This window comes from Polaromonas sp. (assembly GCF_035638815.1).
GTDB lineage: Bacteria > Pseudomonadota > Gammaproteobacteria > Burkholderiales > Burkholderiaceae_C > Polaromonas.
In genome coordinates, this window is record NZ_DASQZG010000024.1 from 35,197 (window position 1) to 58,162 (window position 22,966).

The 22,966-nt window shown below is 61.3% G+C and carries 19 protein-coding genes; 8 read left to right on the forward strand and 11 right to left on the reverse strand.

The window, feature by feature from the left end:
• The first annotated feature begins 102 nt into the window (after window positions 1-102).
• Complete coding sequence (locus VE934_RS15375) at window positions 103-912, forward strand: response regulator (protein WP_324889063.1); 810 nt, start codon at window positions 103-105, stop codon at window positions 910-912.
• A 30-nt stretch (window positions 913-942) separates the two neighbouring features.
• Here VE934_RS15375 and VE934_RS15380 read toward each other — a convergent pair whose 3' ends face one another.
• The 6 genes from VE934_RS15380 to VE934_RS15405 form a co-directional block, all read right to left on the reverse strand.
• Window positions 943-1,983: an adenosine deaminase gene (locus tag VE934_RS15380; protein WP_324889065.1), complete on the reverse strand. Its 1,041-nt coding sequence runs from the start codon at window positions 1,981-1,983 to the stop codon at window positions 943-945.
• Window positions 1,984-2,051: 68 nt separating this feature from the next.
• The gene (locus tag VE934_RS15385) at window positions 2,052-3,203 is read right to left on the reverse strand and encodes a BMP family ABC transporter substrate-binding protein (RefSeq protein WP_324889067.1); all 1,152 of its coding nucleotides are present in this window, start codon (window positions 3,201-3,203) and stop codon (window positions 2,052-2,054) included.
• Between the two features lie 61 nt (window positions 3,204-3,264).
• A complete protein-coding gene (locus VE934_RS15390) occupies window positions 3,265-4,185 on the reverse strand; it encodes an ABC transporter permease (RefSeq protein WP_324889069.1) in 921 nt (306 codons plus the stop codon).
• Window positions 4,185-5,249: an ABC transporter permease gene (locus VE934_RS15395; protein WP_324889071.1), complete on the reverse strand. Its 1,065-nt coding sequence runs from the start codon at window positions 5,247-5,249 to the stop codon at window positions 4,185-4,187. The genes VE934_RS15390 and VE934_RS15395 overlap by 1 nt, the downstream gene beginning before the upstream one ends.
• Window positions 5,236-6,852, reverse strand: a complete 1,617-nt coding sequence (locus VE934_RS15400) for an ABC transporter ATP-binding protein (protein WP_324889073.1) — start codon at window positions 6,850-6,852, stop codon at window positions 5,236-5,238. Before VE934_RS15400 ends, VE934_RS15395 begins: the two co-directional genes overlap by 14 nt.
• A gap of 94 nt (window positions 6,853-6,946) precedes the next feature.
• Window positions 6,947-7,879 carry a LysR family transcriptional regulator gene (locus VE934_RS15405; RefSeq protein ID WP_324889075.1) on the reverse strand — a complete coding sequence of 311 codons (933 nt, stop codon included), beginning with the start codon at window positions 7,877-7,879 and terminating at the stop codon, window positions 6,947-6,949.
• A 72-nt stretch (window positions 7,880-7,951) separates the two neighbouring features.
• Between VE934_RS15405 and xdhA the strand changes: the two genes are divergently transcribed.
• From xdhA to VE934_RS15425, 4 genes are all read left to right on the forward strand, one after another.
• A complete protein-coding gene (xdhA, locus tag VE934_RS15410; RefSeq protein WP_324889077.1) occupies window positions 7,952-9,508 on the forward strand; it encodes a xanthine dehydrogenase small subunit in 1,557 nt (518 codons plus the stop codon).
• Window positions 9,505-12,015 (forward strand): xanthine dehydrogenase molybdopterin binding subunit, encoded by a 2,511-nt coding sequence (xdhB, locus tag VE934_RS15415; protein WP_414693858.1) that lies wholly within the window; start codon window positions 9,505-9,507, stop codon window positions 12,013-12,015. Before xdhA ends, xdhB begins: the two co-directional genes overlap by 4 nt.
• Before the next feature lie 215 nt (window positions 12,016-12,230).
• Window positions 12,231-13,265 (forward strand): phosphotransferase enzyme family protein, encoded by a 1,035-nt coding sequence (locus VE934_RS15420; protein ID WP_324889079.1) that lies wholly within the window; start codon window positions 12,231-12,233, stop codon window positions 13,263-13,265.
• Between the two features lie 7 nt (window positions 13,266-13,272).
• Entirely contained in the window at window positions 13,273-14,187 is a 915-nt protein-coding gene (locus VE934_RS15425; protein ID WP_324889080.1) for a DUF6929 family protein, read from the forward strand.
• A 2-nt stretch (window positions 14,188-14,189) separates the two neighbouring features.
• On the opposite strand, the gene VE934_RS15430 is transcribed toward VE934_RS15425, so the two are convergent.
• Window positions 14,190-14,582: a RidA family protein gene (locus tag VE934_RS15430; RefSeq protein WP_324889082.1), complete on the reverse strand. Its 393-nt coding sequence runs from the start codon at window positions 14,580-14,582 to the stop codon at window positions 14,190-14,192.
• A 118-nt stretch (window positions 14,583-14,700) separates the two neighbouring features.
• Between VE934_RS15430 and VE934_RS15435 the strand changes: the two genes are divergently transcribed.
• Entirely contained in the window at window positions 14,701-15,660 is a 960-nt protein-coding gene (locus VE934_RS15435; RefSeq protein WP_324889084.1) for a LysR family transcriptional regulator, read from the forward strand.
• 183 nt (window positions 15,661-15,843) lie between these two features.
• Window positions 15,844-17,907, forward strand: a complete 2,064-nt coding sequence (locus VE934_RS15440) for a hybrid sensor histidine kinase/response regulator (protein ID WP_324889086.1) — start codon at window positions 15,844-15,846, stop codon at window positions 17,905-17,907.
• Between the two features lie 100 nt (window positions 17,908-18,007).
• Here the strand turns inward: VE934_RS15440 and VE934_RS15445 are convergent, their stop codons facing one another.
• The gene (locus VE934_RS15445) at window positions 18,008-18,346 is read right to left on the reverse strand and encodes an antibiotic biosynthesis monooxygenase (RefSeq protein WP_324889088.1); all 339 of its coding nucleotides are present in this window, start codon (window positions 18,344-18,346) and stop codon (window positions 18,008-18,010) included.
• Between the two features lie 106 nt (window positions 18,347-18,452).
• Between VE934_RS15445 and soxR the strand changes: the two genes are divergently transcribed.
• Entirely contained in the window at window positions 18,453-18,941 is a 489-nt protein-coding gene (gene soxR, locus VE934_RS15450) for a redox-sensitive transcriptional activator SoxR (RefSeq protein WP_324889089.1), read from the forward strand.
• 62 nt (window positions 18,942-19,003) lie between these two features.
• Here soxR and VE934_RS15455 read toward each other — a convergent pair whose 3' ends face one another.
• The 3 genes from VE934_RS15455 to VE934_RS15465 all read right to left on the reverse strand — a co-directional run bounded on the left by VE934_RS15455 (window position 19,004) and on the right by VE934_RS15465 (window position 22,912).
• Window positions 19,004-20,320: a glycerate kinase gene (locus tag VE934_RS15455; RefSeq protein WP_324889091.1), complete on the reverse strand. Its 1,317-nt coding sequence runs from the start codon at window positions 20,318-20,320 to the stop codon at window positions 19,004-19,006.
• A 67-nt stretch (window positions 20,321-20,387) separates the two neighbouring features.
• Complete coding sequence (locus tag VE934_RS15460; protein ID WP_324889094.1) at window positions 20,388-21,521, reverse strand: ABC transporter substrate-binding protein; 1,134 nt, start codon at window positions 21,519-21,521, stop codon at window positions 20,388-20,390.
• Window positions 21,522-21,670: 149 nt separating this feature from the next.
• A complete protein-coding gene (locus VE934_RS15465) occupies window positions 21,671-22,912 on the reverse strand; it encodes a urate hydroxylase PuuD (protein ID WP_324889096.1) in 1,242 nt (413 codons plus the stop codon).
• Window positions 22,913-22,966: the final 54 nt, after the last annotated feature.

The window sequence follows — 22,966 nt, forward strand, 5'->3', positions numbered from 1 at the left end:
GGCTGCTGGAGAGGGATTTTCCTGATCCTACCGTAAGGCAAGCCGTCCTGAAGGGGTGATAATCCCTTTAAGACAGCCCTTACCGACGGAAGGCAATCGCGAATGCAAGAGACAGACATTTACAAGCTCACCACCCGAGGTCAACAGGAACTGCGTGGCAGTGTGACGACCCTGTCGCCGTCCGAGATTGAAATTCTGATTCGCGTTGACGGCATCCTGAGCTGCGCGCAGATCAAGGCGGGCATGCCCGCGGTGGTGGCAGAAACTTTTGCGGCAACCATCAAAGGCCTGCTTGACCGTCGCCTGCTGGAAGAAGCGGAGCCCGACCCGTTTGCCGACAAGTTCACAACCCAGTTGAACAAATTAGCGCTGACCCAAGCGGAAGCTGAGGCGGATTCAGGCGCTGTATCGCTGCGGAAAACCGGTTACTACGTGAGTATTGCCAGGCCGCGCGGCCCGGCCCGCACGCTGGCTCCCGGTGAGGTGCTCTCGGCCATTGTTGTGGACGACGAGCCCACGCTGGCCAAATTTATTCAAAGCTATTTGTCCTTCGAAGGCTTTCAGGTCCGACTGGCTGGTAACCGCGCCGAGGTCATAGCCGAGCTGAACAAAGCCCCCATTCCTGACCTGATTCTTCTGGACGTGATGCTGCCCGACGCCGATGGTTTTGATATTCTGCTTCGCCTGCGCCAACACCCCGCACTGAAGAACGTGCCCGTCATCATGCTTACGGGCAAAGCCACCCGCGAGTCCGTCATCAAGGGGCTGGCCAGCGGGGCTGATGGCTACATCACCAAGCCCTTCGAGGCCGACGCGCTGATGCACGCGGTCAGGACGGTGGTGGGGTTGCCAGAAGACCCCAATGCCCCCCAAGATGTCTGGGTCGACAAGCAAGCCAAGCGCGTTGACTGAGAGTCTGGGTGACAGAAGGCGTTCGGACTTCTAGCGAAAGTCCTCGAAGCATTCGTCCAGCCGATCTAGGTAGCGGCCCTTGGCTGCTGATTCGATGAAACTCGCCTCAAAACTGTTGCGTGCCAGCGTGTTGGCGTGCTGGGCATCCATACCCAAGGCCGCAAAGGTCTGGGTAAAGTTCTCATTCATGTACCCACCAAAATACGCCGGATCGTCCGAATTGATGGTGATGGCCAGCCCGGCGTCCAGCAGATGGCGCAGGTTGTGGCTGCCGAGGTCGGGGAAGACACAGAGCTTGAGGTTTGACAGTGGGCATACCGTGAGCGCGATGCGGTCTTTTGCCAGGCGCTGCATCAAGGCTGGGTCTTTCACGGCCTGCACACCATGGTCAATGCGTTCGACCTTGAGAACGTCCAGCGCGGTCCAGATGTAGGCAGGCGGCCCCTCTTCTCCCGCGTGCGCCACCAAACGAAAACCCAGCTCGCGACAACGCGCATACACACGGGCAAACTTTTCTGGCGGGTTACCCACCTCACCCGAATCCAGGCCCACGCCGACCAGCAGGTCGCGGTATGGCATGGCCTGCTCCAGCGTTTCAAAAGCATCCTCTTCAGTGAGGTGACGCAAAAAACACATGATCAGCGATGCGCTGATGCCGAACTCTGTCTTCGCATCCACGCAGGCACGGTGCAAGCCCTTGATCACAACATCCATGCCAACACCACGTGCCGTGTGGGTCTGCGGATCGAAAAACAGTTCTGCATGCACCACGTTGTCGGCGCGTGCTTTCACGAAGTAGGCCCTGGCCATGTCGTAGAAGTCCTGCTCCTTCAGCAGCACGCTCGCGCCAGCGTAGTAAATATCCAGAAAGCTCTGCAGATTGGTGAAGGCATAAGCGCTGCGCAGCTCTTCCACGCCGCCATACGCTAGCGCCACACCATTGCGCTTTGCCAGCGCAAAAATCAGCTCCGGCTCCAGTGAGCCTTCAATGTGAATATGAAGCTCTGCTTTGGGCATCAAGCGCAGCAGTTCGGGTAAGCGTTCGGCAGGCACGGGTTTGACTGAAGTCATGTTGTTCCAGAAAGAAAAGAAAAAGGCCGCCCGAAGGCAGCCTTGTTTAGCCATGCAATGACCCGGGCTTAGTTGCCGGGGACCTTGCCTTCCACGCCCTTGACATAAGTCTTGAGGCCACCCAGAAACTTGTCATCAGCGACGACGTCTTTGGCAATCAGTTCTTTCCCGGTGTTGTCCATGATCGGGCCTTTCCAGATCGAGAAGCTGCCGTCCTTCAAGCCAGCCCTGATTTCGTCAACACGCTTTTTGGTGTCTTCGGGCACGTCTGCAGCAATCGACACCATGTCAATCGCGCCTTCTTTCACGCCCCACCAGGCTTGACCAGTGGCCCACTTGCCTTCCAGCGCTTCACGCGTGGCCTTGATGTAGTAGGGACCCCAATTGATGATGGCTGAACCCAGATGGGCTTTCGGGCCGTAAGCGGTCATGTCCGAATCCCAGCCAAAGGCGCGCTTGTTCATTTTCTCGGCTGTCTGCAGCACTGCCGACGAGTCGGTGTTCTGGAATAACACGTCAGCGCCGCCATTGATCAGCGCGGTAGCGGCTTCGGTTTCTTTGGGCGGGTTGAACCACTCATTGACCCACACCACCTTGGTCTTGATTTTGGGATTGACCGACTGTGCACCCAGCGTGAAGCTGTTGATGTTGCGAACCACTTCAGGGATAGGGACGGAGCCCACCACACCGAGGGTGCCGCTTTTGCTCATCTTGCCCGCAATCACGCCAGCCATGTAGGCACCCTCATAGGTACGGCTGTCGTAAGTGCGCAGGTTGTCCGCAGTTTTGTAGCCGGTGGCGTGTTCAAACTTCACGTCCTTGAAGTCAGGCGCTATCTTGAGCATGGACTCCATGTAGCCAAAGGTGGTGCCAAAAATCAGCTTGTTGCCCTGGCTGGCCATGTCGCGGATCACGCGCTCGGCGTCGGCCGACTCGGGCACTTTCTCAACAAAGCTGGTGACGACCTTGTCGCCAAATTCTTTTTCAATCGCCTTGCGTCCGTTGTCATGGGCAAAAGTCCAGCCGCCATCGCCCACGGGGCCGACATAGGCAAACGCAATTTTCAGAGGCTCGGGCTTGGCCGGTGCCGGTGCGGCAACGGGTGCGGGGGCAGGCGCGGGTGCCGGCTCTTCTTTCTTGCCGCAACCCAGCAGCGAAGCCGACGCGACCGCCGAAAGCGCAGCCAGCTTGAGCAATGAACGTTTGTGGGAATCAGTCATGTCGTTTCCTGTAGCTAGGGTTAATGAACTTGGCGAAAAAACTCGATTATGTGCCGGGAAATTACGAACCGGGGTAGAAAGGCTTGCCAATGGAGGTTGGCATGTTGAGCCGGATCCAGCGCGGGTTACGCGAGATCAGCACCAGCACCACGATGGTGGCCAGGTAGGGCAGCATGGTCAGCAGCTGGGTCGGTACATCCACTCCCAGACCTTGCAGATGAAATTGCAGCATGGTCACTCCTCCAAAGAGGTAGGCACCAAGCAACACCCGTGCCGGACGCCAGGTCGCAAACGTGGTCAGCGCCAGTGCAATCCAGCCTTTGCCGGCGATCATGCCCTCGACCCACAGCGGCGTGTAAACCACGGACACATACGCGCCCGCCAGGCCGCACAAAGACCCTCCCGCCATCACAGCTGCCAGCCGGATACGGCGTACCGGGTAGCCCAGGGCATGGGCAGACTCAGGGCTCTCGCCCACCGAGCGCAGCACCAGGCCAGCGCGGGTGCGGTACAAGAACCAGATCAGCCCCACGGTCAGGCCCATGGCGACGTAGACCATGGGGTGCTGGCGGAACAGCGCCGGGCCGATAAAAGGCAGGTCACTGAGCCACGGGATCACAAAGCGCGATTGTTCGGGCAACTTTTCCTGCACGTATCTGATACCAACAAATGCGGAGAATCCGGCGCCAAACAAGCTGAGCGCCAGCCCGGTGGCGTATTGGTTGGTGTTAAGCCATATCACCAGCACGCCAAAAACACCTGCCAGCACAGCCCCTGCGGCCATGCCTGCAGCAAGACCCAGCCAGCTGTTGCCTGTGTGCACCACCGTGGCAAAGCCAGCAATGGCGGCGCACAGCATCATGCCCTCGGCGCCCAGGTTGACGATGCCGGCTTTCTCATTGATCAGCAGGCCCAGGGCGGCAATGGCCAGCACGGTGCCTGCGCTCAGGGTGGCGGCCAGCAACAAGGCGGTGGAGTCCATCAGCGCGCCCCTTTCCTGAATGTGACCCGGTAAGCCATCAGCGTGTCGCAGGCCAGCAGGCTAAAAAGCAGCAGGCCCTGGAACACGCCGGTCAAAGACTTGGGCAGACCGAGGCGCGACTGCGCCAATTCACCGCCGATGTAAAACATGCTCATGAGAATGGCCGAAAAAATAATGCCGACCGGATGCAGGCGCCCTACAAAAGCCACGATGATCGCGGCAAAACCATAACCCGCCGGCACAAAAGGTGTGAGTTGCCCAAGCGGTCCGGCCACCTCAAGCGCACCCGCCAAGCCCGCCGCGCCGCCCGATGTCAACAGCGCCACCCACAAGGCCTTGCGTGACGAAAACCCGGCATAACGCGCCGCGCTGGGTGCCAGGCCGCCAACCTGTTGAGCAAAACCTGCATAGGTGCGAAACAAGAACACCCACAGTGCGCCCGCCCCCACCAGCCCCAACAGCAAGCCGATGCTGACGCGTGAGCCCTCCATCAGGCGCGGAATCCGCGTGACGGCATCAAAGGTTTTGGTCTGCGGAAAGTTGTAGCCCTGCGGGTCTTTCCAAGGCCCAAAGACCATGTAGTTCAGCACCATGTCGGCCACGTACACCAGCATCAGGCTGACCAGAATTTCATTGGCGTTGAAGCGGTCACGCAGCAGCGCAGTGATGCCCGCCCATGCCATGCCCCCCAGCACACCCGCCGCGATGATGGCCGGCACAATCCACGGCCCTGTGGTCTTGTCGGCCAGCAAGGCCACACCACCTGCCGCCACTGCGCCGATCACGAACTGCCCCTCCGCGCCGATGTTCCAGACGTTGGACCGGAAGCACACCGCAAGACCCAGCGCAATGATGAGCAGCGGCGTGGCCTTGACCATCAACTCGCCCAGTGCGTATGGCGTTTTGATCGGCTCCCAGAAGAAGATCTGCAACCCGCGTACCGGGTCCTTGCCCAAGGCTGCAAACAGGCACACCCCAATCAGTACGGTGATCAGCAGCGCCAGCACTGGCGACGCAAGCGTCCAGAAACGCGAGGGTTGTGGGCGGGCTTCAAGCTTGAGCATGGTTTGCTCCGCTTGAGTTTTCCGTTCGCACTGAGCCTGTCGAAGTGCCGGCCTCGAGAGACCCAGCCCGAACGGGAGTCTGCGCCCATAGACCACTCATCCACTGGCCCACCAGTGCCACCGTGGCATCGGCACGCGGCAGGCTGGGCGACAACTCCCCTTTGGCCATGACGTAGAGGCGGTCACAGATCTCGAACAGTTCTTCAAGCTCTTCGCTGACCACCAGCACCGCGCAACCACTCTCCGCGAGTTTGAGGATTTCACCGCGGATCTGCGCGGCTGCTCCCACATCGACGCCCCAGGTTGGCTGTGAGACGATGAGCAAGACCGGGTTGGCCTCGATCTCGCGGCCCACAATAAATTTTTGCAGGTTGCCGCCCGACAGCGACTGGGCCGCAGCGTCTGGCCCGCCCGCCTTGACGCGAAAGCGCTCAATGATGCCGGCAGCCTGCGCCCGCATGTCGCGCAACTGCAACCAGCCACCACGACCCACCGAATTCTTGCGGGTGAGCAGCAGGTTATGCGCCAGCCCCAGCCCCGGCACCGCGCCGCGCCCCAGGCGCTCCTCAGGAACAAAATGCAGGCCCAGTTCGCGGCGTTGCGCGGGGTTGGACTGGCCTACGCCCTGCCCCCGCACCAGAATTGAATCCACCGCTGCCCGTTTGTCTTCACCCGACAGCGCATACAGCAATTCTTTTTGACCGTTGCCGGAAACACCTGCAATGCCGACCACCTCACCGGCGCGGACCGTCATGGCCAGTTTCTGCAGGTCCACACCAAACTGGTCTTCACGCTCAAGGCTCAAATCTTTAACTTCCAGCACGGTTGCGCCCACCGACACGTCGCGTTGCGCCAGCGCGGGTGGCTCGGCGCCAATCATCAGTCGGCTCAATGACGCGTTGGACTCCTGGCGCGGATCACACACGCCAGTGACCTTGCCGCCGCGCAGCACAGTGCATGCCGTACACAGCTCACGAATCTCATGCAGCTTGTGGCTGATGTACAAAATGCTGCAGCCGCGTGCGGCCAGCTGGCGCAGCGTGACAAACAGGTTTTCAACCGCTTGCGGTGTCAGCACGGATGTTGGTTCGTCCAGAATCAGCAGCCGCGGCTGCGTCAACAGCGCGCGGACAATTTCAACGCGCTGGCGCTCTCCCACGCTCAAGGTATGCACGGGCCGCGTTGGCTCCAGCTGCAAACCGTACTCTTTGGTGGTGTCGGTGATGCGCCGCGATACCTCGGCCAAACTCAAATTTTTTCCCAGCCCCAGCCAGACGTTTTCAGCCACTGTCAGGGTGTCAAACAAACTGAAATGCTGAAACACCATCGCAATGCCGAGCGCGCGCGCCTCTTGCGGGTTGCGGATGACAACCGCCTCGCCATCAATCGCAACGCTGCCGGCATCGGGTTTGACCGCGCCGTAAATGATTTTCATCAGCGTGGATTTGCCGGCGCCGTTTTCACCCAGCACAGCGTGAATTTCGCCGGGCAACACCGTCAGCGAGACGTCGCTGTTGGCAATCACCGCCGGGTAGGCCTTGGTGATGCCGGTGAGTTGGAGTCTGGGAGCCACTGGGTTGTTGTCTTTCTTCTCGGTTGTCATCCCGGACTTGATCCGGGATCCATGCTGGCGCGGCAGTACGGCTGCATCGATTTCGAAGCAAGCCGGCAAAGACTGGCGAATGTAGCGGGGGTGTTCATTCTTTTCGTAGCGCCGCCGCCACCGCCTTGACCCGGTCACGCAGCCACTTGGCGGATGCCGACGCGTGTGTACGCTCATGCCAGAGCTGGTAATACATCATCCGGGGGAAGTCGATCGGGCACGGCAATATCGTGACCGGCAGAGTAGCTGTGTACCGCTCGCAATACTGGCGCCCCGTGGTCAGCACCAGCAGGCTGCCAGCCACCATGGCGGGTATCAGGCCAAAGTGCGGGCAGCGCACACTGATGTTGCGCTCCACGCCCAGTTTGTCCAGGTGCAGGTCAATCACACCCTTGGCGCCCGGGTGAGTTGGCGTGGGGGCAATGTGCTCTGCCGCCAGCCAGCTCGCGCTGTCCCAGCCGCGGCGCGCGGCCGGGTGATTTTTGGCCACCAGGCACACCACCTCGTCGCCAAACAGGCGTGCCATGTGCAGGTCGTCCGGTGGCGCGGGCCAGTTGCCCACCACGATGTCAATCTCGCCTTGGGCGAGGCGGGTGCGGTAGTCTGACTCGCCCGACAACGGGTGAATATCCACGCGGCACATGGGCGCTTCGTTTTTGATATGCGCCACCAGTTGCGGCAAAAACAGCGGGTCCATGTAGTCGCTGGCGGCCAGGCTGAAGGTGTTGGTGGCGGTGGCGGGGTCGAACCCGCGCGCGTCGCTAAACAGCACCTCGGCCGCCCGCAGAATGCGCGCTGATGGCTCAATCATGCGCAAGCCGGCGTCAGTCGGCACCATGCCGGGGCCCGAGCGCACCAGCAAGGGGTCACCGGCCAGCGCGCGCAGTCGCTTCAGCGACGCGCTGACAGCGGGTTGGTACATTCCAAGGCGGATGGCGGCGCGCGACACGCTGCGTTCAGTCAGCACGGTGTTCAGGACCCTTATGAGATGGAGGTCTATCTTGTCGAATAAGGCCTGGTCTTTCATACCTTTTTGCGCATCGCCCCGATATGACAGCTGGTATACCTGCCCCGAACGATTGGGTTTACCCTAGTGCACATGGACATCCGTAAGCCTTTGAAAACCATTCAATTTGTCAGGGGGGGCGAGGTGGTCTCGCTCGCCAATGTACCACCCAGTCGCACGCTGCTGGAGGTACTGCGCGAGGACCTGGGGTGCACTGGCACCAAGGAAGGCTGCAACGAGGGCGACTGCGGCGCCTGCACCGTGGTGCTGGGCGAAGCAGTAGACGGGAAGATTCAATACAAGGCCGTTAACAGCTGCATCAAGCTGGCGCATTCAATCGACGGGCAGGCGCTGTGGACCGTGGAAGATCTTGCCGCGTCTGACGGTGGCTTGCATCCCGCGCAGGAAGCCATGGTTAGTTGTCACGGCAGCCAGTGCGGCTTCTGCACACCGGGTTTTGTCATGAGCCTGTTCGGCATGTACCAAAACCATGTGTGCCAGGGCCGCACCATCACGCGTGAGCTGGCGCAGAAGGATCTGTCTGGCAACCTGTGCCGCTGCACCGGCTATCGGCCGATTCTCGACGCGGCGCAGCAGATGGCGTCGCTGCCCGCGGCAAGCATCGACGAAGGCGATTTGCTATCAAAAATGAAGCTGTTAGCGCCCGTCGTTAAAGGGCCGAAGCCCGATTTTGCTTATAACTCCCCGCGCACGCTGCCTGAACTGCTGGCCGTCCGCGCCGCCCATCCGGCTGCGCAACTGGTGGCCGGCTGCACAGATGTCGGCTTGTGGGTCACCAAGATGCACAAAGAGTTCAGTCAGGTGCTGGACATCACCCGCGTGAAAGAGCTGCGCCGTATCGAGCGTTATCCACACCACATCGCCATAGGCGCGGCAGTCACCCTGAGCGACGCCTTTGCCGCGCTGGTGGCCGATAGGCCGCAGCTGCAGACCTTTGCCAACCGTTTTGCCGGCCTGCCGGTGCGCAATGCCGGCACGCTGGGCGGTAACGTCGCCAACGGCTCGCCGATTGGCGACTCGATGCCGCTGCTGATTGCGCTGGGCGCAAGCATCGTGCTGGTGAGCGTGCGTGGCCACCGGGAGATGCCGCTGGAATCGCTTTACACCGGCTACCGCACAAACGTCATGGCGCCTGATGAGGTGCTGGCGTGGATCAAGGTGCCGCTGCCTGAAGCCAAAGAGATGCTCAAGGCCTACAAGATCAGCAAGCGTTATGACGATGACATCTCCGCCGTCTGCCTGGTGATCAACCTGCAGCTTGATGACGGAAAGGTTTCCAAAGTCGGCATAGGTGCTGGCGGCGTTGCGGCCACGCCAGCCCGTGCCAGCAAAACCGAAGCTCTGCTGCGCGGCAAGCCGTGGACACAAGCCACGGTGCGCGAAGCGATGGATTCGCTGCGCCGCGAGTTCACACCCCTGAGCGACATGCGTGCCTCTGCCGGCTACCGCAGCGAGGTGTTGGGTAATTTGCTGCAGCGCTTCTGGCTTGAAAGCCTGGGCATGCAGCAGATCAATCTGGAAAGCTTTGTCATCCCGGGCGAAGACCCGGGATCCATGTCTGTGCACATCTCAGGCAAGGGACCGATTGCAGATCAGGTCCGCAATGACAGCTCGAGGGGTGCGGCATGATGCAGCGCAACGGCGACTTCACCTCAGCCGACGGCGGCGGCCCCGGCGGCGCTGCCGATGCCGGTGAGCGCAACTTCGCACCCGCCACCGAGTCACCGCACGCGCCCGCCACACCTGGCCCGGCCATGGGCAAGTCGCGCCCGCACGAAAGCGCCCGCGCCCAGGTGGCTGGCAGCGCCACATATATCGACGACATCCCCGAAGTACGGGGCACGCTGCATGCCGCGCCCATCCTTTCTACCGTCGCCCACGGCCGCCTGCGCGGCGTGGACACCAGCTCGGCGCTGGCCCTGCCCGGCGTACGCGGCGTGGTGCTGGCGGCGGACATCCCCGGTGACAAGTTACTCGCCACCTTTGTGCACGACGAACCGATCTTCGCCATCGATACCGTCCAGCACATCGGTCAGGTGATTGGTCTGGTGGTGGCCGACACCGTGATGCAGGCGCGCCGCGCCGCGCGGCTGGTCAAACAAGACATAGAGCCGCTGCCCGCCCTGCTCGGCCCGCGCGCCGCCCACGCCGCGCAAAGTTATGTGTTGCCCAAGGTGGTGGTGCGACGCGGTGAGCCCGAAGCCGCGCTGAAAAAGTCAGTGCACACACTCACAGGCCAGCTCGAAGTCGGCGGGCAGGAACATTTTTATTTGGAAGGCCAAGTCGCCTACGCCCTGCCGCTGGAGCAGGGCCAGTGGTGGATCTATTCCAGCACCCAGCACCCCGGCGAGATTCAGCACTGGGTGGCGCATGCGTTGGGCATTGAGAACAACGCCGTCACCGTCGAGTGCCGGCGCATGGGTGGCGGCTTTGGCGGTAAAGAGACGCAAGCCGGCCACATGGCCGTGTGGGCCACGCTGGCCGCGCGCAAGTTCAAGTCCCCGGTCAAGCTGCGGCTGGACCGCGACGACGACTTCATGATCACCGGCAAGCGCCACCCATTTGCCTACGACTACACCGCTGGCTACGACAACACAGGCCTGCTGACCGCGTTGCGGCTCACCATGCTGGCCGACTGCGGCTTCTCGGCCGACCTCTCTGGCCCGGTGGCTGACCGCGCGATCTTTCACGCCGACAACGCCTACTTTCTAAGCGACGTCGAAATCACCTCGCACCGCTGCAAAACCAACACACAAAGCCACACCGCCTTCCGCGGCTTTGGCGGCCCGCAGGGCGTGATCGTTATCGAGACGATTCTTGGGGACATTGCACGCAAGCTGGGGTTGGACCCGTTCGATGTGCGCATGCGGAATTTGTACAGCGAGGAATTGGCATACCCTTCGACAAGCTCAGGGCGAACGGAAAATGCCGGTCACGCTGACCATTCCTCCGTTCGGGCTGAGCCTGTCGAAGGCAGCCCTAGCACCCCGCGCCGCAACACCACCCACTACCAGATGAAGGTCGAGGACAATATCCTCGCCCCGCTGCTATCGAAGCTGGAGCTAACATCTGACTACCGGCGTCGGCGCAAAGCCATTTCGGCATGGAATGCAAAAAGCCCCGTCATCAAGCGCGGCATTGCCATCACGCCAGTCAAATTCGGCATCAGCTTCACCGCCACCTTTTTCAACCAGGCCGGCGCGCTGGTCCATGTGTACACCGACGGCAGCGTTCAAGTGAACCACGGCGGCACGGAGATGGGCCAGGGCCTGAACACCAAGGTGGCGCAAATCGTCGCCGACGAGCTGGGCGTGCCCTTTGAGCGCGTGCGCTGCACGGCAGCCGACACCAGCAAGGTGCCCAACGCATCCGCCACCGCGGCTAGCAGCGGCACCGACCTGAACGGCCGCGCTGCGCAGTACGCCGCGCGCAATGTGCGCGACAACCTGGCATCCTTCGCCGCCGGTCTGGATGGTTGTGGCGCAGGCGCCGTGCGCTTTCGCGGCGGCAAAGTCATATCGCCCAAATCCACGCGCAGTTTTGACGAAGTGGTCAAGGCCGCCTACGCCAACCGCATCCAGTTGTGGAGCGATGGCTTTTACCGCACGCCAAAAATCCATTACGACAAAACCACCCTGACCGGCCGGCCGTTCTATTACTTCAGCTATGGCGCCGCCTGCAGCGAAGTCGCCATCGACACCCTGACAGGCGAGAGCCGCGTGCTCAAGGTCGACATCCTCCACGACGTCGGCACCAGCATCAACCCGGCCATCGACATCGGCCAGATCGAAGGCGGCTTTGTGCAGGGCATGGGCTGGCTGACGACAGAGCAATTGGTGTGGAATGACAAAGGCCACTTGAGCACCCACGCCCCCAGCACCTACAAAATCCCTGCGACGGGCGACATCCCCGAACACTTCAAAATCGACCTGTGGCACGAAGCCAACCCTGAAGACAACGTAGGCGGCAGCAAAGCCGTCGGCGAGCCGCCCTTCATGCTGGCGATCAGCGTGTATGAGGCTTTGCGGGAGGCTGTGGGGGCGGTCAAGTCGGGGGACGAGTTGGTAACGATGGTCGCGCCCGCTACAGCCGAGAACGTGCTGCGCGCCCTCTCCGACTTGTCATTGCGGGCCTGACCCGCAATCCATACTACGCGCCTGCGGCCTGCTCCACTACAAAATTTATAGCAGGTAGCGCCTGACCAGCAGCGGCTGGAGGCCGATTTGACTTGAAACTCCCGTCAAGACGGCACACCGAGGGTGTCCCACTGCCACTTCGTGTCTGCAACGGATGTCTATCGTCCGGACGTGGCAGAATCGCCCGCCCAGCCAAAACACAAAAAGGGACAGTCATGAGCCTTGCCATTGCACAGTCGACCCCAACCGGGGCCGCCATTGGCGCCCTGGTCTCCAAAGCCTATGGCTTCGGGGAAGTTGTTGAATGCGAACTGCTGCGGCGCAGCTTCAACCAGGTCTACGGACTCAAGTTTGCCGACGGGCGCCGGGCGGTGGCGCGCCTGAGTGCCGAGCGGCCACGCGGCACGCCGAAGGTGGACTACGAAGCCGCTTTGCTTGCGCACCTGCGTACGCGCAAGGTGCCGGTGGCCAACTGCCTTGCCACGCGCGACGGCGCCGTAGCCATGATGGTGACGCTGCCCGAGGGCGAACGCCCCCTGATGCTGTTCGAGCACCTCGATGGAGAAATGACCGGCGAGGCACTGCCGGACGTCGAAGCCCTTGGTCGCGGGCTCGCCAGGCTTCACGCTGCCGCAGAAGATTTTGTGAGCACCGAGAGCCACCACGCCTTGGACCTGAACAACCTGTTGGAGTCACCGCTGCGGCTGCTGCTGACGGCCCCGACGATGACCGAAGAACTGCGCACCCAGTTCACCGAACTGGGGAGCCGTCTGCGCCAACGCATCGCCGCGATGGGCAGCCTGACGCAGGTTGTCTGCCACGGAGACGCCCACGGCCAGAACAACTTCGTCACCCAGGACCCCGGCGACGAGCGTGTCGCCTCTTTTTTTGACTTCGACGACGCCGGGCCGGGTTACCTCGCCTTTGAGCTGGCGGTTTACGCGTGGAGCATGCACCCGCGTTCGGTCAACGGCCAATTTGACGAGAAGGCGCTAGCCCGTTGGCAGCACTTCATCGCGGCCTATCAACAGGTGCGCCCCATCCCCACCGCCGACCTGCAGGCCATTCCGGCCTTCATGGCCGTGCGCCACTTCTGGCTGCTGGGCGAATACGCCGGCCGTATTCCCGCCTGGGGCTCCCAGGCCATGCCCACCGCCTACCTGCGAAAGCAGGTGGAGATGCTGACAAGCTGGGAAACCTTGACCCTTCCTACGGCCACCCTGCCGTCAGAGAACTCGTCTGCGGAGTAACACCCCCATGCTGAACCCTGTCCACCTGCGTGATCTTCTTGTCGACCCCGCCCTGCACCCACGCGGGCAGGCGCACCTGAGCGCCGCCAGCGGGCTGGTGCAGGTTGGCCGGTGCTTGTATGTAGTGGCTGATGACGAACACCACCTGGGAATGTTCGAGGCCGACGCCGGCTTCGCGCAGCCGGTGCAGCTTCACCGCATCCTGCCTGGCGATCTACCCCGAAACAATGGCAAGCGCAAGACACTCAAGCCCGACCTGGAAGTCTTGGCGCTGCTGCCCGCCATGCCGGGCCAGCCGCATGTCGCCCTGCTGGCTTTAGGTTCCGGTTCCAAACCGAATCGGCAGCAGGCTTTCTTGATCAGTCTGGACGCAGAAGGAAAACCAGGCGAAGCCGCTCGCAGCATCGACCTGACTATGCTGTACCAACCACTGCGCGAACAGTTTGCAGACCTGAACATCGAGGGCGCGTTTATCGCCGGCCAGCGCCTGCATCTGCTGCAGCGCGGCAACAAGGGTGACGGCAGAAATGCCTGCATTGAATACGCGTGGCCGGACTTCCAGGCCTGGATCAGCGGAGTACAAGCTATCCCGCCCCGCGCCGCCCGCATCAGCGAATTTGCGTTGGGCCATCTCGGCGACGTACCCCTGGGTTTTACCGATGGCACCCCACTACCCGGTGGGGGTTGGTTGTTCAGCGCCGTGGCAGAAGACACCAGCGACAGCTACAACGACGGCGCCTGTGCCGGATCGGTTATTGGCTGGGTCGGTGGCGATGGGAAGTTGCAATGCCTGGAGCCGATTGAAGGTGCGCCCAAGGTCGAAGGGATTGCGCTGGTTGGTGACGACCGGCTGCTGATGGTGACTGATTCGGATGACCCGAAAGTTGCCTCACAGTTGCTGAGGCTGGAGTTGGTGAATTAGAGCTATTGCGGCAATTTCGCAATCACCTTGATCTCAAACTGAAAACCATAAAGCCAGGTCACGCCAATCCCCGTCAAGGTCGGGTGCGGCGCATCGCCCCAGTACTCGGGCACGATCTTCCAGGCTTTCTCAAAATTCTTTTCGGGATCAACGATGAAAACGGTGACATCTACCACGTCGTCGAAGGTGCAACCCGCCGCATTCAACACCGCATTCAAATTCTTGAACGCCAGCCGCACCTGCGCTTCCAGGTCGGGCTCGGGCGAGCCGTCCTCACGGCTGCCGACCTGGCCCGAGACGAACAGAAAACCATTGGAGCGAATCGCTGGCGAGTAGCTGTTGCGCTCATACAGGGCTTGCCGGCCTTGGGGGAAAACGACGTCGCGTTTTGTCATGAGTAATCCTTGATAAGTGAGACATCGAATCTAAGGTGCCCTGCCCCACAGATAAACAGGCAAGGCCACCCATCACTGTTCGTAAAATCCAAACAATCTCAACAGACCGGGGACAGGAATGGACCGCTTTGATGCAATGCAGGCTTTTGCTCGCGTGGTGGAAGCCGGCAGCTTCACCAAGGCAGCCCAGACACTCCACATGAGCAAGACCAGCGTGACGCAGCTGGTGCAGCAGCTGGAGGCGCGGCTGCGCGTGCGGCTGCTGAACCGCACCACGCGCAAGGTCAACGTGACGGCCGACGGCGCGGCGTATTACGAGCGGGTGTTGCACGTGCTGGCAGACGTGGACGATGCCGAGACCAGCCTGTCCGGCGCATCCGCCGTCCCGCGCGGGCGGCTGCGGGTGGATGTGCCCAGCCCGCTGGCGACGATGATTCTGATCCCCGCCCTGCCGGACTTTCACGAGAAGTACCCGGATATCCAGATCGACATGGGCGTGAGCGACCGCATGGTTGACATCATTGGCGAAAACGTCGATTGCGTGGTGCGAGGCGGTGAGCTCACCGACCAATCATTGATGGCGCGGCACGTGGGTGACCTGCAGTTGCGCGTTTATGCCGCACCAGGCTATTTAAGGCGCTTTGGCACGCCCCTGCACCCGCAGGAGCTGGAGGACTCCGAGCACCGCGTCGTCGGTTTTTACTGGGCGCGCACCGGCAAGGCCTTCCCCTACGCCATGTACAAGGACGGCGAAACCATCAAGGTGCAGGGCCGCTACACGCTGGCGGTGGACGACGGCAATGCCTACGCGGCGGCCGGGCTGGCGGGCATGGGTGTGCTCTGGCTGCCGGACTACATGGCCAGGGCGCACGTCATCCGTGGAGGGCTTGTGCCGCTGCTGCAAGACTGGCGGCTGGACCCGATGCCGCTGTACGTGGCCTTCCCTCCCCATCGGCATGTCAGCGCCAAGCTGCGGGTTTTTATTGATTGGGTGGTTGAACTGATGGCGCAACACGCGCCCGTCGCAGCAAGCCTTGCTGGTGCGCAATTTATATCAAATCGTCCTCCTGCCCAGTAAACACGGTGACAAGTTGCTATACAACTCATAGCATGCAAGGTGCAACGATTCATCGGCGCCAAACCGGGGCGGCACCCCTCGGCCAGGGTGCCACCCCACCCGCTGTCGCGCCCGCCCAACTTTTGGTTACACAGGGCATTGACCTACATCCGCCCTTTTGCCCCGCATGGCATCATCCCGCTTATGACTGAGCCGCTCCAGCCAGAAGACAACCCCCCGACCAACGACGTGCGCTTGCGTACGCTCGCCACCGTCAGCTCGGTGGTGGTGTGGCACACCGCGCCTGACGGCAGCGTGATTGCGCACAATCCTTCGTGGCAGGCCTTCACCGGCCAGACATTTGATGAATGCCGGGGTTGGGGCTGGCTGGATGCTGTTCACCCTGAAGACCGTGAAGCGGTGGGCAGCCACTGGACCGAAGGCGTGCGCTCCGGCTCTCTGGTGGATCTGACCTACCGGCTCAAACGCTACGACGGGGTGTACCGCCACATGGCTGCGCAGGGCGCACCTGTGCGGGAAGATGGCCAACTGCAGGAGTGGGTCGGGTTTTGCGTAGACGTTACTGACAGCAGGCGGGCAGAAGAGACCCTCAAGGCCAGTGAGGGGCGGCTGCAGTTTCTGGACCAGCTGGGCCAGGCCACACGTGCGCTAACTGACGCCGACGAGCTCATGCAGGTCACCGCCCGCATGCTGGGCCAACACCTGGGCGCCACACGCTGCGCCTATGCCGATGTGGAAGCCGACAGCGACCGCTTCACCATACGGCACGACTGGGCACTGGAGGGGGTGGCCAGCAGTGCCGGTGTTTACTCGCTGGACTTGTTTGGCCCACTCGCTACCTCCAATCTGCGGCAGGGCCACCACCTGGTGGTGCACGATGTAGACAAGGAGCTGGGCGAAGACGGCGGCGCACGCATGTTCAAGGCCATCGGCATCCGGGCGGTGGTGTGTACGGCGCTGGTCAAAGAGGGCCGGCTGGTGGCTTTGATGGCTGTGCACCAGGCGACGCCGCGGCAGTGGACGGCGGCGGAAATCAGCGTGATTGAAGACGTCGTGGACCGCTGCTGGGCCCATATTGAACGGGTGCGCGACAGCGCCATGCTGCATGAGCAAGACCGCCGCAAAGACGAATTTCTGGCGACGCTGGCGCATGAACTGCGCAACCCGCTAGCGCCCATCAAATACGCCGTCGCGGTGATGCGCAAGGGCGCGGCCGGTGCCGATGGGGCGCGGGCTCACGAGGTGATAGACCGTCAGGTCAGCCACATGGCCCGCCTGATTGACGACCTGCTCGACCTGTCGCGCATCAACCGCGGTCTGATTCAACTCAAACTGCAGCCAGTACTGGTGGCAGATCTTGTGCGCCAGGGCCTGGTGACGGCCACCCCTGCCATTGATGCTGCACGCCACCACCTGGAGGTGCAGGTGGCCGATGAAGACCTGTGGCTCAACGCCGACCCGGCACGAATGGTGCAAGTCATTGGCAACCTGCTGACCAACGCGGCCAAGTACACCCCGGATGGCGGTCAGATCCGCCTGACAGCCAGACGCGAAGGCCGCGAGGCCCTGATTTCAGTTGCGGACAACGGGATAGGCGTTCCACAGGAACAGCAGGGCCAGTTGTTCAAAATGTTCACCCAGCTGCCACACACTGCAGAACGCACGCAGGGTGGTCTGGGCATTGGCCTGGCTTTGGTTCGCACGCTCATGGAGATGCATGGCGGCCGGGTTGCCATGAGCAGCGCCGGGCTGGACGAGGGAAGCACTTTCACCCTCCATGTTCCCCTTGCAGCAGCCACCGTCCAGCCGGACGCAATCCCCGCCTCGCCTGAAGCTCCCGCGCCAGCTGCCGAAGGGGGTACCCGTGTGCTGGTTGTGGAAGACAACAAGGACGGCCGCGAAACCCTGATGGTTCTGCTTGAGGCCATGGGCTATGTAGTAGCCGGCGCTGCAGATGGGCTGGAAGGCGTATCGGTTGCCGGCAGCTTTTTGCCAGATGTGGTGTTGCTTGACCTGGGCCTGCCACGCATGGACGGATTCGGCGTTGCGCGCGCGCTGCGGAGTGATCCCAAGTTCAAAGACGTTCATATTGTTGCGTTGACCGGCTGGGGCACCGACCAGGACCGCGTGCGCACGACAGAAGCGGGATTCAACGCGCACTTGACCAAACCGGTAGAGCCGGATGTGCTGGAAGCCTATCTGGCTGGGCTGCTTACCGAGCGCAAGCAAGCCGCTACAGGGCATTGACCGGGACAAGTGGCCGAGACCTCCGCCACCGTGCAGTTCACCTTAAAAACGGCGTCCTGCCCTTTGGCAGCGGGCGCAAACAGCTACGAAATCAATAGCGTCACGCCTCCGCGTAAAACCCCGAGTCACCCCGCACGCCTAATTTTTTCCGGAAAGATGCCTGGTCAAACTTTTCGTCTTTGAACTTTTTTTGAATCACGGCTTGCGCTGAAGCCACTGCATCTGCATCGACCCATTGAACGATGGTCACGACATTGAACTCGGCGTCCCCGGAAGTTTGGGTGAGCAGATGTTTTTGCAGGCACCCCGGGAGGCCAGCCAACGTTCGATGAACCTGCCGAATCTGCTCAACAAACTCCGCCAGCGATCCGGCGGGCACAACAAATTTGTCCACCCGGAACACGGGACCGGCAGCGCCGACTGAAAAATCATCTGCCATTTGATAACCCCTTAATTGCCAATAGAAGACCACGAAAAGACCAAGAAAGGCCAGAGCTTAAAACCTCAAGTAAAGTTGAGGTCAAGAAAAATCTCGGAAAGTTTTTATGGCCACATCTCTGGAACAAGCAGGCATATTCCCAACCCTCTCGGTCGGCGACATGGCGCGCCGCAGCGGAGTGGCGGTTTCAACACTGCACTTTTACGAGTCAAAGGGATTGATCAGCAGCAGCAGAACCGAGGGGAATCAGCGCCGTTATGCACGCACCATGCTGCGGCGTGTCGCCTTCATACGCGTCGCGCAGCGGGTAGGCATCGCACTTGCGGACATAGAAGCCGCTCTTGCACACCTGCCCGGCGATGCAGCGCCAAGCCGGACAGACTGGACCCGTCTGTCTGCCGCCTGGCGTGACGACCTGGACGAGCGCATAACGCAGCTGCGAAAACTGCGTGACACACTGGACGATTGCATAGGCTGCGGCTGCCTGTCCATTGACAAGTGCCGCTTGCGCAACCCTTATGACAAATTGGCTGATCAGGGCGCCGGCCCGCAACGCCTGTGGATCACTCGGAGGCAGAACACTGACACCCCATAACCCGCCGGGGTACAGTTAATGAGAAAAAAGGCCTCTCGCCCTTTAACAACGCGCGCAAGTCGCTACAAAATCAATAGCGCCCGAAAATCGTTGACGTTGGTGTGTGTCGGGCCCGGCGAGACCAGATCGCCCAGGGCCGCAAAGTAGCCGTAGGCATCGTTGCGGTCCAGAAAGCGGTCGATCTTCATGCCTTGCGCCATGGCGCGCTGCAGGGTGTCTGGAGCCACATAAGCGCCGGCGTTGTCTTCAATGCCGTCGATCCCGTCAGTGTCTGCGGCCAGCGCATAAACGCCCTCCTGCCCCTGCAAGGCCAGTGCCAGCCCCAGACAAAACTCGCCCGCCCGTCCGCCGCGGCCTTTGGCGTCGCCGGGTTGCAAGGGACGCACGGTGACTGTGGTTTCACCGCCGCTCAGAATCACGCAGGGGCGGCTGAAGGGCTGACCCTTGCCTGCCACCGCACGCGCCATTGCCGCGTGCACCTTGCCTACCTCACGCGACTCGCCCTCCATCTCGTCGCTGAGAATGTGCGCCTGCAGACCGGCTGCACGGGCTGCTGCCGCTGCGGCTTCAAGCGACTGCTGGGGCGTGGCGATCATGTGGACTTCATGACCCTCGAATGCAGCGTCCCCCGGCTTGGGTGTTTCCAGCGCCCCTTTTTCCAGGTCTGCCCGTACGGCAGGGGGCACGTCAATGTTGTAGCGCTTGAGAATGGCCAGCGCATCCGCGCAGCTGCTGGCGTCCGCAACGGTGGGGCCGCTGGCGATGATGGAGGGGTCGTCGCCCGGCACGTCGCTGATGGTCAGCGTGATCACCCGGGCTGGCGCGCAAGCGGCGGCCAGGCGGCCACCCTTGATGCGCGAGAGGTGTTTGCGCACGCAATTCATTTCGCCAATGTTGGCGCCGCTGTTGAGCAGGGCCTTGTTGATGCCCTGCTTGTCTTCCAGTGAAAGACCTTCGGCAGGCAGCGTGAGCAGGGCTGAGCCGCCGCCCGAGATAAGGCACAGCACCAGATCGTCTGCCGTCAGGCCCTGCGTAAGCGCAAGAATGCGCTGCGCTGCGGCAAGACCGGCGGCGTCGGGCACCGGGTGGGAGGCTTCCACAATTTCTATGCGCTGGCGCAGGCCAGCCGGGCGTGGCGGAATGTGGTGGTAGCGGGTGACAACCAAACCTTCCAGCGGTGCATCAGCCGGCCAAAGCGCTTCTACCGCTTGCGCCATGGAGCCACCGGCCTTGCCGGCACCCAGAACAATGGTGCGGCCCTTGGGAGGCGGTGGCAAAAAGGCAGCGGTGTTGTGCAACGGCAGGGCACGCTGAACAGCGGCTTGGTACAGATATTCAAGAAAGGCTTTGGGTTGGGTGGCTGGGTTGGGTGCGGTCATTCATGTCTCCAACCCGCTATTGTGCCGCCGCAGGGCGCCAGCGCCGGCCCTTACAGGCCAAGTCCGGTTACTGCCGTATCCGCCCGGTTGCCGTGATGATGGTCAACTCGACAAACTTGGAACCGGAGCGCATGCCCGGTTTGAAACCGAGCTTATAGCCGCCCAGATCAAGGTTGTCGATGCTGTCCAGTGCGGCAACAAACCCTTCCCGCGAAATCTTGCCGCCCATGCGCCGCGCCGCTTCAACGATCACCGAGCCCGTGATGTAGCCCTCCATCATCGCGTAGCTGGCGGGCACTTCGAGGTTGGGCGTTTTGGTGACGGTGTCATTGAATTCCTTGGTCAGGCGCCCGGTAATTTTGTACGGGTTGGGCGTGACTTGCGTGATGGCCACGCCTTTCATCTGCTCTTCTCCAAGGCGCTGCGAAATCTGCTCGATATCGGCGCCGGAATGTGCAAACAACTGGGCTGTCCCACCGTCAAGCCGGTATTTCTCGATAAAGGCTGCAGCAGCTGATCCGCTGGACACCATGATGATGGCCTGCGGTGCAGCAGCAACAAAGGTTTCGATGACGGCGTTGGGAACCCGTGCCGTGCCTGGCGCGTAAGAGCCCTTGACCGTTACCTTTGCCCCCTTGCTTTTCATCACCTCCTCGACAGCAGCGACCAGCGGAGCAGCGCCAGGGCCTTCCTGATAAAACAATCCCAGGCGGGTAATGCCGACGGTTACAAGGTGCTCGGTAATCTTGTTGATTTCGTCGCGCAGATTGGCGCGAACGCTGTAGATGAGGGGTGATTCACCACGGACCTCGTTGACGCGGTAGCCGACAAGAGGGATGTTTTCTTTTTCAAGCATGCCGGATTTCACCAGCTCATCAATGCTGCGCTCCCCGAAAAATCCCGCGAGAACCAAAGGCTTGTTTTCAGCAAGCAAGGCCTTGGTGGCGGTGACGGTGTCGGCCGCCCGCCCCGCATCATCCTTGCGGACCAGGGTAAAGGTGTGCCCGTTGACGCCGCCCGCTTTGTTGGCGTTGTTCAGGGCCAGCTGGATACCTGTGGAATAAGCCCTCGCCTGCGTGCCCTCCAGTCCCGACAGCGGTGCGACCTGCCCCACAACGATTTGTGCAGCATCGGCGCCCAGGGACGCGGTGATAGAGACGACTACGGCAAGTGGCCGAATCAGGGTAGATAAAAGCTTCATGTGGTTGTCTCCTTTTATTGACGAGCGTAAACCGCTTCGATGCAATAAATTGAATCACGGGGCCAACACGATGTCGATAAGAGATATTACGCACTACCTACCACTACTAAGGGGTCGCGGCTTCTGCCTACGAGGGTTTGTCCCTGGGTCTAGGGAACCCTGGCGCCCGCCTCAAACCACTGCCGGAGCAGTGCCCGCTCTTCCTCCAGCATGCCCGTAGAGTTGCTCATCGGCATGGTCTTGCTGACCACCACCTGCTGGTACACCGACTGCGCGTGCTGCTTGAGCAGTTCAGGCGAATCAAGGCGGATATTTTTCATCTGGACCTGGGCACCGTGGCACATGTAACAGCGCGCTGCCAACACGGTTTGCAGCTTGTCATAGTCCAGCCGTGCTGCTGATACCGGACTGGCAGGCACCCCGCTATGTGAGGGCGCGGCGACATTGCCCGATACGGCTACCGGCATGGGTTTCATCCAGACAACAGCGGCCACGATGAGCGCCACACCAACAGCGGCGTAAGGAGCGGGATGCCGGTTGCGCCCCAGCTTGTAGCCATGGCGCATAACAAAAAATTGCCGGATCAACGCACCGGCCAGCATCATGATGATCAGGACCAGCCAATTCTGCGGATGGCTGTAGGTGAAGCTGTAATGGTTGCTCAACATGGCAAACAGCACGGGCAAGGTGAAATAGGTGTTGTGCACACTGCGCTGCTTGCCGCGCTGGCCATGCACCGCATCAACCGCTTCGCCTGCCTTGATACTGGCCACAACCTTTCGCTGCCCCGGAATGATCCAGAAAAACACATTGGCACTCATGGCGGTGGCAACCATCGCCCCCACCAGCAAAAACGCCGCGCGCCCCGCAAACAATTGGCAGGCCAGCCACGACGCGCCGCACACCAGCACAAAAACCAGCGCGCCAATGACGGCCTCTGCATTTTTGCGTTTACCAAACATCCGGCAAATGCCGTCGTAAAGCAACCAGAACACCACCAGAAACGACAGGGCAGCCGTGATGGCAGCAGCCGGCGACCAGTTCATCAAGGATTTGTCGATGAGATAGGTCCCGGCATTCCACAGATAGGAAACCGTGAACAGTGCAAAGCCGGACAGCCAGGTGCTGTAACTTTCCCAATAAAACCAGTGCAGGTGGCGAGGCAGTTCAGGTGGCCGGACTGCAAACTTCACCGGGTGATAAAAACCACCGCCATGCACAGCCCAGAGCTCGCCGGTTGCGCCCTGGCGCTTCAGGTCTTCATCGACCGGAGGCGTCAGGCTGGAGTCGAGAAACACAAAGTAAAAAGAGGATCCGATCCAGGCGATGGCGGTGATGACGTGGACCCAGCGCAGCAGCAGGTTGGCCCAGTCGAGAAGGTAATTTTCCATGTCTCAACTTTCAACCCACTCACCACTGCGGGCGCTGTAAGCAGGCAATTGGTC